This is a genomic window from Amycolatopsis sp. DSM 110486 (assembly GCF_019468465.1).
GTDB lineage: Bacteria > Actinomycetota > Actinomycetes > Mycobacteriales > Pseudonocardiaceae > Amycolatopsis.
This window is the reverse complement of the sequence record NZ_CP080519.1, coordinates 5,263,562-5,280,199: the sequence shown is the minus strand read 5'-3', so window position 1 is coordinate 5,280,199 and position 16,638 is coordinate 5,263,562. Positions and strand designations below refer to the sequence as shown.

Genomic DNA, 16,638 nt, shown 5'->3' with positions numbered 1-16,638 from the left:
CCTTGGCTGCAGTTCCATGCTCGTCCTCCGCGGTACCGCGCTTGTCCTCGACGTTCCAGTCCCAAGAACGCCGCACCGCGAACACCGACGGGCCGCCCACGTGACTCGGGTGCGGCCAGGCTAACCAGCGCCTCAGGTCATCTCAAGAACGCCGCTACCGGCGATGACGTTCGGGCATGAACCGGCCCCCGCGCCAACTCGCGACGGCAATGCCGTCCGGGAGGCGAAACATCACAGCACAGCGAGCCGGTCCAACAACCGCTCCGCCAGGCTGATCTCGGCGCTCAGCGGGTGGTCCTCCGCGAGGTACGGCAGGGTCCCCTCCGCGAGGCGGAAGGCTTCGCGCAGCGGGGTGTTCGGCAGGGCGACCCCGGAGAGGCGCAGGGCGCGCACGGCGGCGAGGAGTTCGCAGGCCAGGACGGTGCGGTAGGCGGCGGTCGCGGCGACCGTGCTGCGGACGGCGTGCGTGGAGAAGCTCGCGTGGTCCTCGAGGCCGCGGGAGATGACCGCGGTGCCGAGTGTCACGGGGGACGAGGCGTGGCGGAGGGTGCCCAGGGCGTCGTGGGCGACGTATTCCAGGATCATGATTCCGGAGCTTCCGGCGGGGCCCTGGGCGAGAAAAGGGGGCAAGCCGCTGAGATCCGGCTCGACCAGGTCGCCGAGGCGGGCGGTGGACAGCTCGGCGACGTGGTGCAGAGCGGCACGCAGGTGGTCGAAAGCCAGCGCGACGTGGGCCGTCGAGAACTGGCCGTGGTGGTAGGCCTGCTGGGTTTCCACGTCGATCAGCGGGTTCTCGGCCGCGGCGTTGATGTCGATGTCCAGGACGCGCTCCACCGAGGCCGCCGCGTCGAGGGCCGGGCCCTGGACCTGGGGGAAAGCGCGCAGGCCGAACGGGTCCTGCAGGCGGCGGCCCTCCACGACCTCGTCGCCTTCGAACAGCAGCCGGCGGAGTTCGGCGGCGCAGAACACGGCGCCGGGATGGGGGCGGGCGGCGTGGACGCGCGCCGAATAGGCCTCGGCAGAGCCGCCGAGAGCGCAGAATGTCAGAGCCGTCACCACATGCGACGCGGACAGCAAGCGGCGCAGGTCGTGCCAGGCCAGGACGGCCTCGGCGAGAGTGGCGGCGTTGCTGGAGATGAACGCGAGCGCGTCGCCGGGGCTGATCGGCAGCGGGTCGAGGTCGCCGGCGGCCCACGGGAGCTCGCCGGCCAGCGTCAGGGCGACCTCGGCCAACGCGGTCAGGTCGCCGGTGCCGATGGCGCCGCGCGAGTGCACCAGGGGCAGAGCCCCGACCCGCAACGCCGTCTCCAAAGCACGCAGCAGCCGCGGGTGCACGCCGCTGCCGCCGGCCGCCAGCTGGTTGAGCCGGACCGCCATCACGGCGCGCACGACCTCGTCCGCCAGCGGCTCGCCCGTCCCGCCGGCGTGGCTGCGCAGCAAGCGCAACCCGTGGTGGTCAGCCGACTCCGGGTCGACGACCGTGTGCCGGTTCGCGCCGACGCCGGTCGTGCGGCCGTAGACCGCGCGCTTGGCGCCCAGCTCCACCGCCAGCTCGTAGCTCGCCGCGGCGCCGGTCACGGCTTCGGGCGCCAGCTCCGTCCACGCGCTGCGACGAGCCACGCGGACCACGTCGGCACAGCGGAGGCCGGACCCGCTGATCTCGATGCGGCTGGAGTCGGTCATCGCCACCCCTCTTGACAAGTTTTCATTCATTCCTATGGTGACATGAAACTATTCATTCGCTCCGCTGGCAAGGGAGGCCCGGGTTGTCCCGGTCGCTGCACGAGCTGCTCACCGCCCATCGGCTGACCCCGGCGCAGCGGCGCATCGCCAGCTACCTCACCGACCACGCCGCAGAGGCGGCAGCGCTCACCAGCGGCGAGCTCGCGGAGTACGCGCAGGTCAGCCAGCCGTCGGTCACGCGGTTCGTCGCGCTGCTCGGGTTCGACGGCTACGCCGGGTTCCGCCGCTACCTGCGCGAGGCCGCGGCCGAGCCCGAGCCCGAGTGCGGCGGCAACAAGTTCCAGGACGCCATCGACGCCGACCTGCGCAACCTCACCGCCCTGCGCGCGCAGCTGGCCGACGACACCCGCCTCAGAACGATCGCCGCGAACCTCATGGACTCCGTGCCGCTCGTCGTCGCCGGCTACCGCGTCTCGGCCGCGCAGGCCGCGTCGTTCGCCTACCTCGCCACCAAGATCCACCCGGACGTCCGCCTGCTCACGGACCCCGGCAGCGTCTTCGGCGACGCCCTGCGCCACGCCCACCGGTGTGGCGCTCGGACGCTCGTCCTCGTCGCGCTCCCCCGCTACCCCCGGGAGAGCGCCGCGGCCCTCGAGCAGGCTCGCGCACTGGGCCTGCGCACGCTCCTGATCACGGACCGGCCCGTCTCGGCGCTCACTCCGCTCGCCGACGACGTGCTGCACGCGGGCGTCGCCTCCGAGTTCGTGTTCGACTCCCACGCCGCGGTCACCTCCCTGACCGTGGCGCTCGTCGAGGCGATGGCCGACGCGGCCGGCGCCCTGGCCCGGCAACGACTGGAAGGCTTCGAAGACTATGCCGCAGAGCAAGACCTCTTCCTCCCCGAGTAAAGAGGGAGGAGGGTCCGCAGCGTCAAATTCTTCAGGGTTCGACGACGTCCCGCTCAACCGCTTCCACCTCCGCATCACCGCGCTGACCTTCTGCGCCAACTACTCCGACGGCTACGAGCTCGGCATCATCAGCATCGCCCTGCCGTTGATCGCGGCGCAGCTCGGATTCGGCACGGTGTGGGAGGGGCTACTCGGCGCGTCGGCGCTGATCGGGATCTTCCTCGGCAGCATCGTCGTCGGCTGGGCGGCGGACAAGATCGGCCGCCAGCGGCTATACACAGTGGACTTCCTGCTGATTGCTGTGGCGTCGGCCGCCGAGTTCTTCGTGACCAGCCCGACGCAGCTGTTCATCCTGAGACTGTTGATCGGCATCGGCATCGGCGCCGACTACGCGCTCGGGCCGACACTCGTCGCGGAGTTCGTGCCCCGCAAGTACCGCGGCGGGCTGCTGGCTTCGCTCACCGTGCTGTGGACGGTCGGTTACGTCGCGGCGTTCTTCCTCGGCAACTACGTCGTGAGCCTCGGCGCCGAGTCGTGGCGCTGGCTGCTCGCGTCGAGCAGCATCCCCGCGATCGCCGTGGTGCTGCTGCGCATCGGCGTGCCGGAGTCGCCGCGGTGGTTGCTGTCGCAGGGCCGCGTCGACCAGGCGCGGGCGGTCGTCGAGCGGCTGCGCGGCGACGTCGAGGCGTTCGAAGACCTGGTGCGCAACCACGTCTCGGCGCGGCGCGTGCGCTACCGCGAGCTGTTCGGCAAGAAGTACTGGCGCAACACGGCGTTCGGCACGATCTTCTACAACGCCCAGGTGGTGCCGTACTTCGCCATCTACACGTTCCTGCCGCTGGTCCTGCTGAAGATGGGCGTCGGCGAGGAGGACACGACCAGCGACGGCCTGCTGAACCTGTTCCTGCTCGCCGGCAGTCTCGGCGGTCTGTGGCTGGTGGCGAAGATGTCGCGGCGCGGGCTCACGATCTGGTCGTTCGTGGTCCTCATCGCGACGATGGCGCCGATGGCGATCTGGCCCGACGCGCCCACCGCGTTGGTCTTCCCGCTGTTCCTGGTCTTCACGTTCACCATGTCCGCCGCCGTGAACCTCGACCAGGTCTACCCGCCGGAGCTGTTCCCCACCGACCTGCGCAGCTCCGGCGTCGGCCTGCTCAACGGCCTCAGCCGCGTCGGCTCGGCCATCGGCACTTTCCTGCTGCCCCTGGCCCTCGACGGCATCGGCTTCTCCCCCACCATGCTGATCCTCACGCTGGTACTTGTCGGCGGCCTGGTCGTCTCGCTGCTGTGGGCGCCGGAGACGAAGAACTCGACGATGGATTGACCCACCGCGGACTGATCTACCGCGCAGCCTCGGCCGCCAGTCGGGGCTGCGCGAGGCCGGTTTTCAACGCCGCGGCCATCGTCGCCACGCGGTGGCCCTGTGCGCGGGCCGCGGCCAGCGCCGGTTCGTCGACCGCGATCGAGCCGTCCTCGCCCGTGCTGTGGCTTGCGCCGTAAGGGTTTCCGCCCGAGTCGTTGGCGTGGCCCTTGAAACCGGGCGGCACGAGCACGCCACCGAAGTGGTAAACGGAGTTGTACAGCGCGAGCAACGTCGTCTCCTGCCCGCCGTGGGCCGAGGCGCTCGAGGTGAACCCGCTGTAGACCTTGTCCACGAGCAGGTCGCGCGCCCACAGCCCGGTCAGCGTGTCGAAGAACTGCTTGAGCTGGCTGGCAACGTTGCCGAACCGCGCGGGCGTGCCGAACACGATCCCGTCGGCCCAGAGCAGATCTTCTTGCGTGGCAACGGGAACGTGCCCGGTCGCGGCCAGGTGCTCACGCCAGTCGCGGTTGCGGGCGATCGCGCTCGCCGGCGCGATCTCCTCGACGCGCCGCAGCCGCACCTGGGCCCCCGCCGCCACCGCACCTTCGCGCACGGCCTCCGCCAGCGTGAACACGGTCCCGGTCGCGGAGTAGTAGACGACAGCGATCCTGCAGCACCCTTCGGACATGACCCGCTCCCCTCGCTGTTCCGGCACGCAAGATCGTATCATTAGATACAGTTGCACTTGAAACATTGACTGACACTAACCAACGCGACGCCCACCTCATCCCGCACGGGCGAGGACTCCCGCGCGCGGCCGGTCCACCGTGGGGCGACGGGAAACCGACGAGAGGCACCGCTATGTCTGACTACATCCGGATGCAGGGAACGGACCCGCGGGCGATGGACTCGGCGCGGCCGGGCTTCGCCGAACCGCGCGCGGCGAACGGGTGGACCGTGTTCGCGGCCACGATCGCGATGCTCGCCGGCTTCTTCAACATCATCATCGGGCTCGTGGCGCTGTTCAAGAACAACTACTACGTGGCCGCACCGGGCGGCTACCTCGTGCTGAACCTCACCGGCTGGGGCTGGCTGCACCTCATCGTCGGCGCGCTCGCGGCCGCCGCCGGCGCCGCCCTGTTCAGCGGCGCCGGCTGGGCCAAGGTCGTCGTGGTGGTGCTCGCCGGGTTCAACGCGCTGGCGATGCTCGCGTTCCTCTCGGCCGCCCCGGCGTGGGGGCTGATCGTGATCGTGCTCGACGTCCTCGTGATCTGGGCCGTGATCGCCCACTCCTCGCAACCCGAAACTTCAGTCTGAGAGCTTCCCGGGCAAGACCTCACCCAGCGCGGGTGAGGCCTTTCCCGTGAGCGGGGTGCTGTCGACGTAGTGCATCTCGTACGCGCGTTCGGTGAACTTCCAACCGTCGGCCGTGCGCCGGTAGCTGTCGTGGTACACGGAGTGGTTGAGGTGTGAAGTGCCGTCGCGCAGCCGCCCGAACTCCACGATGTACGCGCGTCCGGTGGCGGTGTCGCCGTCGAGGCGGATCGAGCCCGGGTGCACGGTCTGCAGGAAGTACTCCCACATCTGCCGCGAGCGCTCGATCCCGTGGCGGATCCCGTCTCTACCGGCGAGCTCGATGCCGGCCTCGGGAATGCGCCAGATGCCGTCCTCGTCGAAGAGCGAGGCGAGGCGGTCGAAGTCGCGCATCATCCCGGCGTCGGTGAACTCCGCGCACAGCGCGCCGAGCTCGACGCGGTCGGCGATGGCCTGGAAGTCGGTCATGGTTCTCCTGTCACATCCTTCGTCCGTGGTCCGTCAACCCTCTGACGGACCACGACGGAGGAACATGACAGTGGACGCAGTTCTGGTGGAGCAGTTCGAAGCGCACCGCGACCACCTTCGTGGGGTCGCCTATCGGATGCTGGGCTCGGTGACCGAGGCCGAGGACGCCGTGCAGGAGGCCTGGCTGCGGCTTTCGCGCGCCGACACGGGCGGCGTGGCGAACCTCGGCGGCTGGCTGACCACGGTCGTCAGCCGCGTGTGCCTCGACGTACTGCGCTCGCGCAAGTCCCGTCGCGAGGAACCGCTGGAGACGCACGTGCCGGACACGATCGTCGCCGCGGCGGACCCGGATCCGGCGGACGAGGCTGTGCTCGCCGATTCCGTCGGGCTCGCGCTGCTCGTGGTGCTGGAGACGCTGTCGCCGGCCGAGCGGCTCGCGTTCGTGCTGCACGACCTGTTCGGTGTGCCCTTCGCGGACATCGCGCCGATCGTCGGCCGCACTCCCGCCACCGCGGCGCAGCTGGCCAGCCGCGCGCGCCGCCGCGTCCGGGGCGCTGCCCTGCCGGACGCCGACGTCGCCGCGCAACGCGAGGTGATCGACGCGTTCCTGGCCGCCTCCCGCTCGGGCGACTTCGACGCGCTGCTCGCGGTCCTCGACCCGGATGTCGTGCTCCGCGCCGACGCCGGCGTCGCCGGTGGCTCGCGGCTCGTTCGCGGTGCCGCCGCGGTGGCCAACCAGGCCGTGCTGTTCGAGCAGCTCGGCGCCGAAAGCCGGCCCGTGCTCGTCAACGGCGCGGCCGGCCTGGTCGCGCTCATGGACGGCAAGCCGATGTCGGTGTTCTGCCCGACCGTGCACGCCGGGCGGATCGTCGAGATCAACATCCTCGCCGACCCGGAACGGCTCGCGCAGCTGAACTTGTGACGCGTCAGCCGGCCAGGCTGGCTCCCGGCACCTGCACCTTGAGCGCGCTGCCCGGGTTGAGCAGCAGATCCCGGGTGGCCAGCTCGGCCGCGAGCTCACGCACCGCCACCGGGCGGAACTCCTGGCCGGGCTGCGGTTCGGGCAGGTAACCCTCGGACGTGAAGGCCGGCACGACCTCACCGTTCTCGGACGGCGTCGCGACCACCGGGCGGTCCGGTTCGGTCACCACGTAGACCGTGGCGTCGACCAGTGCCGAGTGGACGCCCGCGTTGTCGCCGGTGCCGGTGACGACCGCCTGCAGCGCGGCCTCGAGCTCGTTGGTGGGCTGGGGAATGCCCAGCGCCAGCGGGCTCGGGCGGTAGTCCGGGTTGGGGACGAACTCACCGGCGATCTCGCCGTGCTCGTCGACCCGGTAGGCGCCGGCGATCGCGGCGCCCGGCACGTTCTCGGCGCCCTCCATCGCGGGGTCCACCACGTAGAGCCAGCTGTCCGGCGACTGCCGCGCACGTTCACGCAGCTCCGCGGGCAGCGGGTCCGGGGCGGTATCCACAACTTTCTCCGATCCGTCGTCAGACTCAGGCTAGCTCGGTGTGCTCAGTCCTTGGGCGGCACGGGCGGAGGCGGCGTGTCCTTGGGCACCGGCCTCGGGACGAAGCCGGGATTCTCCTGGTACTGCAGCTGGGGCACGAGCTTGTGATCGTTCGGATAGATGATGTTCGGGTGCGCGCCCGGCTGCCCGGCGCCGACGTTGTAGTACCCGTCCACCTTGTACGCGCCGGAGATCTGCGAGCCCGGGATGTGGTCAACCGCGGCCCATTCGTTCTGACCGTCCATGGTGGGCACGTGGTCCGGGTGCGAGGGCAAGTGGACCATTTTCCCGGGATCGGTTTCGATCTCGTAGATGTAACCCTCGTGCTTGAAAAACATCGTGTCGTCGGACTTGCCCCAGAACCCGGTCTTGGTCGACTGCGTGATTTCCCCGCCGACCTTCTGCGGCACGAACTGGTATCCGGTCTCGACGTCGCCCGACGTGGACACGTACCCACTCCCGGAACCGTACGACCGGTGCTGGTGCCCGGCGATGTCGTAGTTCGGACCCTTCGGGCCCGCGCCTTGCCTGATCGCGTCGGACGTGAGGCCGTCCTTGAAGATGGTCTCCGGCGGCGCGCCCGAACCGTGGTAGACGTACTTCGGCGTCTTGTCCGGTCCCGGGTTGTGCGAAAAGTCCGGCGCGTCCTGGTGCTTCTTCCCGTCGGCCGCGGAGTTCGACGGACCGGCATCGGCCGAGGTGTCCGCGTCACCCGACTTGTGCGACGGCCCGGGCTCCGGCGCCGGCTCGCGCGACGGGTTCGGCGTGCTGCCGGTGTCGCCGACGTGGGCGGGTTCGTCCGTGCTGCCCGCCCGGCTCGACGTGGTGCCGGTGCCGCCTCCCGACTTGCAGCTCGTCGGTGCCAGCCCCAGCGGGTCGGCGATGCGGAGCGGGTTGCTCACGTACGCCGCCGGGTTGGGCGCGGGCGCGAGGCCCAGCGGGTCCTGGCTGACGTAGCGGCCCGAAGCGGGGTCGTAGTAGCGGTAGAGGTTGTAGTGCAGCCCGGTTTCCGCGTCGAGGTACTGCCCAGGGAAACGCAGTGGGGTGGCCGTCGCGCCACCGTTGCCCGGCAGGTCGCGGCCCCACACCGTGGTGCGGCCCGACCAGACCGGCCGGCCCTCGGCGTCGAGCAGCTCGGCGGGCCGTCCGACGGGGTCGGTCACGATGGTGTGGAACAGCCGGACGCCGCCGGTGCTCTCGTGCTGGGCCACCGGGGCGTCGGTGTCCGGGTCGTAGTCCCACGTGCGCACGCGGGTGGTGCCGTCGGCGAGCCGATGCGACTCCTCCACGAGTTTCCCGCCGTCCCACACGAACTCGACCTGTTCGGCGATCTCGCCGCCCGGCCCGAACCGCTGCTTCGCGATGCGCCGGCCGACGGGGTCGTAGCGGTAGCGCCACCGCGTGCCGTCCGGAGTCGTCACGCCCGTCAGGCGGTCCTGACCATCCCAGCCGTAGCTCCACACGAGCTCGCCGACGCGGCGCTGGACGACCCGGCCCTGTGCGTCGTGGCGGTAGGAGATCGCGCCCGCCGAGGTGAGGGTGTTGCCCAGGTAGGCCCGCGGGCCGCTTTCGGGCGCCGCCTGTCCCGCCACGCCGCTGAAGACGATGTTGCCCGCCACGTCGTAGCGGAAGCCCTCGCGCCGGTCGGCCGCGATCGCTTCGACGACGCGGCCGGCCGGGTCGAGCCGGAAGTCCGCGGTGCCGGAGAGGCTGTCGGAGGTGCGGACGAGGTGACCGTCGGCCCGGTAGTCGTAGCGCCGGCGCAGGCTCGGGCCCTCCTGCGCGGTGAGCCGCTGCTCGGCGTCGTACGCCTGGGTCAGCACGACCGTGCCGTCCAGCGAACGGCCCGTCTCCTTGCCCGCCGGGTCACGGTCGAAGGCGAGCACGTGTCCCCCGCCGGCGAGGCCGACCGGAGCGCCCCGCTCGCCGAACGACCACGAACTGTCCACTCCGGACGGTGTCCGCCGGGTGACCAGGGTGCCGTCCGGCGCGTAGGAGAACGTGGTGGTGCGGCCGTTGGTCGTCTGGGCGATGACGCGACCCCGGTCGTCGCGTTCGTACTCGATGACCGCGTCGGCGTTCTCCGCGCGGCGGAGCCGCCCGACCGGGTCGTAGGAGTACGTGGTGAGCCCGTGGGGCGCGCGCCGCGCGACGACGTTGCCCAGCGTGTCGTAGGTGAGCTCGGTGAGCTCGCCGAGGCCGTTGAACGCGCGGGTGAGCTGTCCGGCGGCGTCGTACTCGAACCGCAGCGTGCGGCCGTCGAAGTCGCGCTCTTCGGTGACGCGGCCCGCGTGGTCGTAGACGTAGCGCCAGGTCAGGCCGAGCGGGTTGGTCACTGCCAGCAGGCGCAGCTCGGTGTCGTACGCGTACGTCGTGCGCCCGCCGGCCTCGTCGACCTCGGCCACGACCACGTCGAATGGGCCGTACTCGCGCCGCGTGACGGCGCCCGTCTCGCTGACGTGGGCGACGTCGTTGCCTTCGCCGTCATACGACCACTGCTCGCGTCCGCCGGCGGGGCCGGTGCGCGCGGCCCGCAGGCCCTCGACCGTCCAGTCGAGCCGCACCTGCCCGCCGGGCGTGTCGACGAGCGCCGGCCGGCCGAACAAGTCGGGGACGTAGCCCTTGGTGGTCCGCTCGGCCTCCGCGACCGCGTCGGGCAGCACGGCCGCGCTGCCGACACCCTCGGGACGGAACTCCCCCGCCACGCCGAGGCGCGCCGAGAACGGGTCAAGCGGTTCGTCGTACGTGCGGGTCCAGGTGCGCTCGCCGTCGCGAACGGCGATGGCCGCGACGAGTCCGCCGCGCAACGCGACCTGCACGACGCTGCCGTCGGGCCGGACCACGCGGCTCAGCGCGCCGGCGTCGTCGTACTCGAAGGACGTGGTGCGCCCGAGCTTGTCGCTGCGCATGAGCAGCCGGTCGTAACGGTCCCAAGTGGACTCCGTGGCGTGGCCCGCCGCGTCGACCTCCCGCACGACCTGGTTGGCCTCGTTGAGGTGGTACTCGGTGCGGTGGCCGAGCGAGTCGGAGTAGACGGTGACGAGGCGCTCGCGGTCGTAGGCGAAGGTGCCGTCGCGGAAACCCTTGTCCCCCACCGTCTTCACGCACCGGCCGGCCGCGTCGTAAACGTAGCGGTACCAGGTGCCGGTGCGGTCCTGCCAGCCCGTGACGCGGCCCTGGGTGTCGTAGTCGAACAGCATCGGGCGGCCCGAGGAGTTCACGACCTGGGTGAGCCGGCCGTCGGTGTCGTAGCCGTAGCGGGTGACCAGCACACTCTCACCCGAGGCGGGGTTCACGACCGACATCGCGGTGATCCGGTCGCGGGTCACGGTGAAGGCGACCTCGTACCCGTCGGAGTGGCGGATCCGCGCCGGGCGCCCCGTCCGGTCGTAGTCGACGTCGAAGCGCTGCCCGGCCCCGGCCACCGCCGTGAGCGGCAGCACGCCGGGAGCTTCTCCCACCACCGGGTCGAAGCGGAGACTGGTGCCACGCAACGGTTCTTCCAGCACGTAGCCGCCGTCGAGCCGCCGGGTCAGCGGCAGCCGCGGCCCCTCCACCGGCAGGCCCGTGGCGCCCGGCGCCGGCAGCGGGTACACGAGCACCATGCCGTCGGGCGAGAAGTAGCAGACGTCCTCGTCGTCGACCTCCAGGCGCTGGTCCACTGTGGACGCCCAGGAGCGGCCGAACCATCGCCCGGCGCGGTACGAGGAGACGTGCGTGCGCTCGAGCGAGAGCTCGAGGTCCAGCGGCAGCACCAGATCGGTCTGGTCGAGGATCATCTCGCCCGTGGCGACGTCGACGGGGTCCGACGCACAGAAGCGGCTGTCCTTGTCGACCGAGGTGTCGCGCGGGTTGTCCGGTTTGTTCGACGGCGGAGCGCTCTTGGGCGTGCCGCCCTTCGGGGTGCCGCCACCGCCGGCGCCCGCCGGCACCGGGTCCGGATCGGTCTTGAGCGGGGGCGGGTCGCTCTTCACCGGCGGCGGAGTTCCACCACCACCTCCGGAAGAGCCACCGCCGCCCGAGCTTGATGCGTGGGTGGAGTCGTCGCCACCCTTCGACGCCGGCGGCGGGGTGTAGTCCTTGGCGTCGCCGCTGAAGCCCGAGGCCGACGTGCTGTCGTCGCCGCTGGATTTGCCGGGCGGCGGCGTGTAGTCCTTCGGCGTGCCCTCGTAGCCGGAGCTTTTCGTGGAGTCGTCCGCACCGGACTTGCCCGGGGGTGGGGTGTAGTCCTTCGGCGTGCCCTCGTAGCCGCCGCCCTTGGGCGTGCCGCCGCCGTCGCCGCCGGGGGTCTTCACCGGCGGGGCCTTCGGGGTGCCGGAGAGGTCCTTCGTCTTCGGCGGCGGAGTGACCTTGCCGCCCTTGAGACCCTTGAACGCCTTGCCCGCGTCCTCGAACAGCGTCCCGGCCTTCTTCAGCAACGGCACCAGCGCCTTGAGCGCCTTCACCAGCTTCGTCACGAGGCCGGTGATCTGCGACGCCGTCTTCGCCACCGCGCTCACGACCTGCGGCACCACCCAGGCCAAACCGATGCCCAGGGTGAACACGACCTGCAACGCCCAGCTGATCATGTGCCCGATCAGCTCGGAAATGATGTCGCGCACCAGCGTGCGGACCGCGGCCACCACCTCGCCCGCGGTCTTCACCCCGGACGAGGCGCCTTCACAGCCCTTCTGCGCCGCCTGCAACGACGTCGCCAGATCCTGCCCCCGCTGCCGGTAGGCGTCCGACGCCGAACCGGACCACGACTGCAGATCCGCGTTGATCGCGTCGTTGAGGTCGGAGGCGACGCTACCCAGCTCCTTCGCGACGTTGCCCCACGTCTCCGACTGCGCCTTGATCTGATCCGCGTTGCCGGTCAACCCGTTGAGCGCGTCCTTGAGCGGACCGACGTGCTCCATCAACCACGACACACCGGCCGCCAGGATCGCGCCGAACGGGTCCATCGCCATCGACAACGCATCCAGCGCCGTCCCGACCGCACCCATCGCCACCGACGCCCAGTCACCCGACTCGATGGCCGTCGACAAGTCATTCGCGGATTCCAGCAGCGAAATACCCGAATACGCCTTGGTGGAGTCTTGCGTCGGCGCGATCAGCGGATTACTCACCGCGTCAAGCTAGCAGCGCCGAACGGGCTGATCGCTTGCGCGATGGGCTATTGACTCGTTGGTGCCCCTTTGATACAGCCTGCCTGGCAGGGAGGGCAGAATGCCCGCAATCGTGAGGCGGTCAGACCGCGTCGGCGCAGGCGACGGCCTTGGGCTCGGGCTGGGCCGAGGGCTCGGTCACCCGCTCGTCGCCGGCCGACTCGTCCGGGACCGTGAGCTCCCACGGCCGGGCAACAACCCACAGGACGACGCCGGCCAGCAGGATGCCGCTGAACATCACGATCCCCATGGCGGCGGCGTTGTTGCCGATCAGGCCCACGACCGGCGACACGGCCGCGCCGATGCCGAACTGCACGGCACCCAGCAGCGAGGCCGCGGTGCCGGCGTTGTCACCGTGGGAGTTGAGGGCGACCGCGGGCGCGTTGGGCAGGATCAGGCCGGCGAAGAACAGCACCGCCCACACGGGCACCGCGACGCCGAACATCCCGCCGAAGCCGGTGAGCGCCGTGACCAGCAGGACCGCCGCGGCCACGACGGCCGCCACGCTCGCGACGACCAGCACCTGAGCCGGCTCGTATCGGTTCATCAGCCGCGCGTTGACCTGCGTCGCGGCGATCAGCCAGATCGCGCTGGCGCCGAAGAGCAGGCCGAACTGCTGCTGGTTGAGACCGAACTCCTGCTGGAACACGAACGAGCCGCCGCTGATGAACGCGAACAGCCCGGCCATCGCGAGGCCGGCCACGATCACCAGGCCGATGAACGAGCGGTCGGTGAGCAGCCCGCGGTACGAGCGGACCGTCGCCTTGAGCTCCCACGGCTGGCGGCGCTGCTTCGGCAGCGTCTCCGGCAGGGCCAGCGCCGCGGCGATCGCACTTGCGAGCCCGATCACGGCGAGCACCACGAACACGCCACGCCACTCGGTCCAGCTCAGCAGGGCACTGCCGAGCGTCGGCGCGAGCACCGGCGACACACCCATCACCAGGATCAGGCGCGACAGCAGCTTCGCCGCGTTGCGGTCGGTGTAGAGGTCACGCACCACGGCCAGCGCCAGCACCGCGCCCGCGGAGGCGCCGAGGCCCTGCAGGATGCGCGCGCCGGTGAGCAGCTCGACGTTCGGCGCCACCAGGCAGAGCAGCGAGGCGGCGACGTGGATCAAGCTGCCGGTGATGAGCGGGATCCGCCGTCCGAACGCGTCGGACAGCGGCCCGACCAGCAGCTGCCCGAGCGCCAGCCCGAGCACGGTGCCGGTCAGCGTGAGCTGGATGGTGGACTCGGACGTGAGCAGGTCCTGCGCGATGGTCGGCAGCGCGGGCAGGTACATGTCGATGGACAGCGGGCCGAGTGCCACGAGGACACCCAGGATCAGCACCAGCTTGAGCTGTCCGCCCCCAGCGGACACTCCTGCGCCGGGTGCGGCTTCCAGCCTGTTCGTCACAGCATCTCCCTCAGTCGGTAGCCACCTCACTCCTACGACGAACGGGGCTCGCCTATTCCGACATCCTTCCCAGATCACACCGCGCCTTTCTCCGCGTGACGCCTCGTGGTTGCACCACTACGACAAGGTAATCCGGGATTCACCCGCCAGAAATGTCCACAATAGACAGTTCGCATACGACAGATCACCCACGCGGGGAGCCTCTGTCGTGGCAAGGTGGCGCGGTGGTGGAATCACTGCCCTCGGGGCCGGGAATGGCGGTGCGTCGGATCGCCGCGGGAGTGCTGGTGCTCGTGGGGCTCCTGGGGCCGTTCGCGGCGTTCGGGTGGAGCACGACACCCGGGCTGGACGCGCTGGCGGTGCTGCGGGGCTTGAGCCCGTACGTGCTGCTGGTGCTGGGCTTCGTGCTCGTATACCACCGGCGCCCGACGGTGTGGCCGGTGGCGCTCGGGTGGTGCGGGCTGCTGCTCGGGTTCGAGCTGCTCTCCGCCGGGGCGATCCAGATGGCCGTCGGCTTCGGCGAGGGCTGGCGAGGGCTCGTCGCGGCGCCGGTCGCCGTGGTCGTGGCGTACGGGTGCGGTCGCCTCGCGCAGCTCGTGCTCAACCGGCCGCTCGGGCGCGACCTGGCCGGCGCCCGCACGGAGGTGGTGGTGCGCCTGACCGACGGCCGACTGCTCGTCCAGTGGGACCGGCTCGTGCACGGCAGCACCGGCAAGCTCGGCAACGCGCGCGCCAACGGTCCCGGCCTGCTCTACAGCGAGCTCGCCTACGCCCAACTCGGCCAGGTCGGCGACCAGACGGTGCTGCGCGTGGCCGGTGAAGGGCGGCAGTGGCTGCTGCACCTGGAGCACGCGAACCCGCAGCAGGTGCTCGACCTCGTCGTCGCCCGGGCCGAGCAGGCGCGGAAGGACCCGAAGCTCGCCGGCCAGAACAACGCCGACCGCGCGGTGGCGGTGCAGCGCCACGGCGAGGCCGTCGCCGACGTCCGCGCCGGCGCCACCGCGATGGCCGGCGGCAGCCCCGGGTTCAAGGCACCGGTGTTCGTGCTCGTGGTCGCCATCGCGTGCCTGACGATCGCGGTGATGTCCTTCTTCCCCGCGCTGCCCGACCTCGTGTTGACCGGCCCCGCGTCGCACACCAACGTCGCGGGCGGGATCGTGTTCGGGCTCGTCGGGCTGATCGCCGCGCGCACCTACCGCCGCTTCCGCCGGGGCCTGCGGTACCTGCGGAACCACTCGGGCGAAGGGCTCGGGCAGCACCTCGAACCGCAGGTCGCGCCGGTGCCGGGATGGAGCGCCCTCGGCCCGGCCGTGATGATGCCGGTCAGTCCGGCGAAGGCACCGGCAGCGGAGCACTGAGCCACGGCGAGCCTGAGCCACGCACCTCGCCGACGCTCAGACCACGCCGGCGGCGGATCAGCGTCCGCAGCGTGCCGCCGTTGAGGTAACCGACGCGGGCGGCCACGGCGTCGACGGTCAAGCCGGTGGTGCGCAGCAGGTGAATCGCGCGCTGCAGCCGGATCTCTGTGATCAACTCGCGCGGCGACATCCCCAGCTCGGCCTGCCGGGTGCGTTGCAGGCTGCGTTCGGTCACGCCGAGCTCGCCCGCCAACGCCGCCACCTGCAACGACTCCCCCAGCCGCGACCGCACGCGGCGTTCGAACGCGGCGGCCAGCGGGTTGCCGCGCGCGAGGATCTCCGGGGCCGCGAAGTCCTGTTGCGTGGTGCGGTTGCCGATGAGCAGGTAGCGGCTCACGAGGTCGGCCAGCGCCGGGCTGGAGGCCGCGACCAGCGACAACGCCAGATCCAGGTGCGCGAGCGCCCCGCCCGCGGTGATCACGTCCTCACCGACGCAGAGCGTGCGCGTCTCGTCGACCTCGACGCGCGGGTAGCGACGGCGCAGCATCGGGCCGAGCCACCAGCTGGTGGTGGCGCGCACACCGTCGAGCACGCCGGCCTCGGCTAGGTAGAACGTGGCCGTGCAGGCCGCGGCCACGCGGACGCCGGCTTCGCGCGCGGCGTTGAGGGCGTGCACCACGGTGCGGCCCGAGGCCCCGCTGACCTCGCGCACGAGCGCTTCGGGCTGCGGGATTTCGACGGCGGGCACCAGCAGCAGGTCGGGACCTTCGGCCAACACGGTTTTCACGGGTTCCGCGGGGATCGTGTACCCGTGGGCCGAGCGGACGGCGCCACCGGCGGACACCGTGCGGATGCCGAACGGACGCGGCGGATCCGGCAGGTCAGAGGCGAGTCCGTTGGCCGTCCGGAGCACTTCCAGCACCGCGGTGAGGCCGAAATCAGCCACGCCATCGACGACGAACACCGCGACGTCCATGTCGGGAACGGTTCCGAACGCGTCGGAACCGACACTTCCGACGTGACCACTGTGGACCTAGCGTTCGAACCAGGCACCGTCCCCGAGGGGGTGGCGGGCCGAACCGGAAGGCGGCCACCATGCCGATCCTCAGCGCCCTGGGCGGCGTCCACCACCTGCGGCTCACCGTGACCGACCTCGACCGCTCGCGCGCCTTCTACACCGAGGTGCTCGGCTTCGGCGTCGCGGCCGAATCGCCGGGCAGCCCGGACGACCCGGCCATCCGGGCCGACCGCGACGCGCTCTACGGCGGAGTCGTGCTCGCCAACGAGAACCTGATCCTCGGCCTGCGTCCGGTGGCCGAGAAGGCCGACCGGTTCGAGTCCGAACGTGTCGGCCTCGACCACCTGAGCTTCCAGCTCGGCTCGATGGCCCGGCTGCGGGAAGCGCAGGAGCGCCTCGACGCCACGGACGTCGTGCATGGCACGATCCGCGAGCTGCCCGCGTTCGGCATCGCGATCCTGTCGGTCAACGATCCCGACGGCATCCACCTGGAGCTCACCGCGGCGCTCGAATAGTCCACTCAGGACAGTCC

13 protein-coding genes are annotated in these 16,638 nt (G+C 71.1%); 6 read left to right on the top strand and 7 right to left on the bottom strand.

What is annotated here, in order from left to right; translation table 11 throughout:
* Nucleotides 1–231 precede the first annotated feature (231 nt).
* On the bottom strand, nt 232–1,683 hold the full coding sequence (locus tag K1T34_RS25730) for an aromatic amino acid ammonia-lyase (RefSeq protein WP_220246735.1): 1,452 nt from the start codon (nt 1,681–1,683) through the stop codon (nt 232–234).
* An 83-nt stretch (nt 1,684–1,766) separates the two neighbouring features.
* Here K1T34_RS25730 and K1T34_RS25725 point away from each other — a divergent pair, with 83 nt between their 5' ends.
* The gene (locus K1T34_RS25725; protein ID WP_220246734.1) at nt 1,767–2,591 is read left to right on the top strand and encodes a MurR/RpiR family transcriptional regulator; all 825 of its coding nucleotides are present in this window, start codon (nt 1,767–1,769) and stop codon (nt 2,589–2,591) included.
* Complete coding sequence (locus K1T34_RS25720; RefSeq protein WP_220246733.1) at nt 2,557–3,915, top strand: MFS transporter; 1,359 nt, start codon at nt 2,557–2,559, stop codon at nt 3,913–3,915. The genes K1T34_RS25725 and K1T34_RS25720 overlap by 35 nt, the downstream gene beginning before the upstream one ends.
* Nucleotides 3,916–3,931: 16 nt before the next feature.
* On the opposite strand, the gene wrbA is transcribed toward K1T34_RS25720, so the two are convergent.
* Nucleotides 3,932–4,582: an NAD(P)H:quinone oxidoreductase gene (gene wrbA, locus K1T34_RS25715; RefSeq protein ID WP_220246732.1), complete on the bottom strand. Its 651-nt coding sequence runs from the start codon at nt 4,580–4,582 to the stop codon at nt 3,932–3,934.
* A gap of 173 nt (nt 4,583–4,755) precedes the next feature.
* On the opposite strand from wrbA, the gene K1T34_RS25710 reads away from it, so the two are divergent.
* Nucleotides 4,756–5,211, top strand: a complete 456-nt coding sequence (locus K1T34_RS25710; protein WP_220246731.1) for a hypothetical protein — start codon at nt 4,756–4,758, stop codon at nt 5,209–5,211.
* On the opposite strand, the gene K1T34_RS25705 is transcribed toward K1T34_RS25710, so the two are convergent.
* The gene (locus K1T34_RS25705; RefSeq protein WP_220246730.1) at nt 5,203–5,676 is read right to left on the bottom strand and encodes a nuclear transport factor 2 family protein; all 474 of its coding nucleotides are present in this window, start codon (nt 5,674–5,676) and stop codon (nt 5,203–5,205) included. The two genes, K1T34_RS25710 and K1T34_RS25705, sit on opposite strands and share 9 nt — an antisense overlap.
* Nucleotides 5,677–5,740: 64 nt before the next feature.
* On the opposite strand from K1T34_RS25705, the gene K1T34_RS25700 reads away from it, so the two are divergent.
* A complete protein-coding gene (locus K1T34_RS25700) occupies nt 5,741–6,598 on the top strand; it encodes a sigma-70 family RNA polymerase sigma factor (RefSeq protein ID WP_220246729.1) in 858 nt (285 codons plus the stop codon).
* A 4-nt stretch (nt 6,599–6,602) separates the two neighbouring features.
* Here K1T34_RS25700 and K1T34_RS25695 read toward each other — a convergent pair whose 3' ends face one another.
* From K1T34_RS25695 to K1T34_RS25685, 3 genes are all read right to left on the bottom strand, one after another.
* Nucleotides 6,603–7,148 (bottom strand): type VII secretion system-associated protein, encoded by a 546-nt coding sequence (locus K1T34_RS25695; protein ID WP_220246728.1) that lies wholly within the window; start codon nt 7,146–7,148, stop codon nt 6,603–6,605.
* A gap of 44 nt (nt 7,149–7,192) precedes the next feature.
* Nucleotides 7,193–12,295, bottom strand: a complete 5,103-nt coding sequence (locus tag K1T34_RS25690; RefSeq protein WP_220246727.1) for a DUF6531 domain-containing protein — start codon at nt 12,293–12,295, stop codon at nt 7,193–7,195.
* A gap of 121 nt (nt 12,296–12,416) precedes the next feature.
* Entirely contained in the window at nt 12,417–13,730 is a 1,314-nt protein-coding gene (locus K1T34_RS25685) for a Bcr/CflA family multidrug efflux MFS transporter (protein ID WP_255638709.1), read from the bottom strand.
* Between the two features lie 224 nt (nt 13,731–13,954).
* On the opposite strand from K1T34_RS25685, the gene K1T34_RS25680 reads away from it, so the two are divergent.
* Complete coding sequence (locus tag K1T34_RS25680; RefSeq protein WP_220246726.1) at nt 13,955–15,088, top strand: hypothetical protein; 1,134 nt, start codon at nt 13,955–13,957, stop codon at nt 15,086–15,088.
* On the opposite strand, the gene K1T34_RS25675 is transcribed toward K1T34_RS25680, so the two are convergent.
* Nucleotides 15,054–16,064, bottom strand: coding sequence for a GlxA family transcriptional regulator (locus K1T34_RS25675; RefSeq protein WP_220246725.1), 1,011 nt, complete (start codon nt 16,062–16,064; stop codon nt 15,054–15,056). The two genes, K1T34_RS25680 and K1T34_RS25675, sit on opposite strands and share 35 nt — an antisense overlap.
* A 119-nt stretch (nt 16,065–16,183) precedes the next feature.
* On the opposite strand from K1T34_RS25675, the gene K1T34_RS25670 reads away from it, so the two are divergent.
* Entirely contained in the window at nt 16,184–16,621 is a 438-nt protein-coding gene (locus tag K1T34_RS25670; protein WP_220246724.1) for a VOC family protein, read from the top strand.
* The last annotated feature ends 17 nt before the right edge of the window (nt 16,622–16,638 follow it).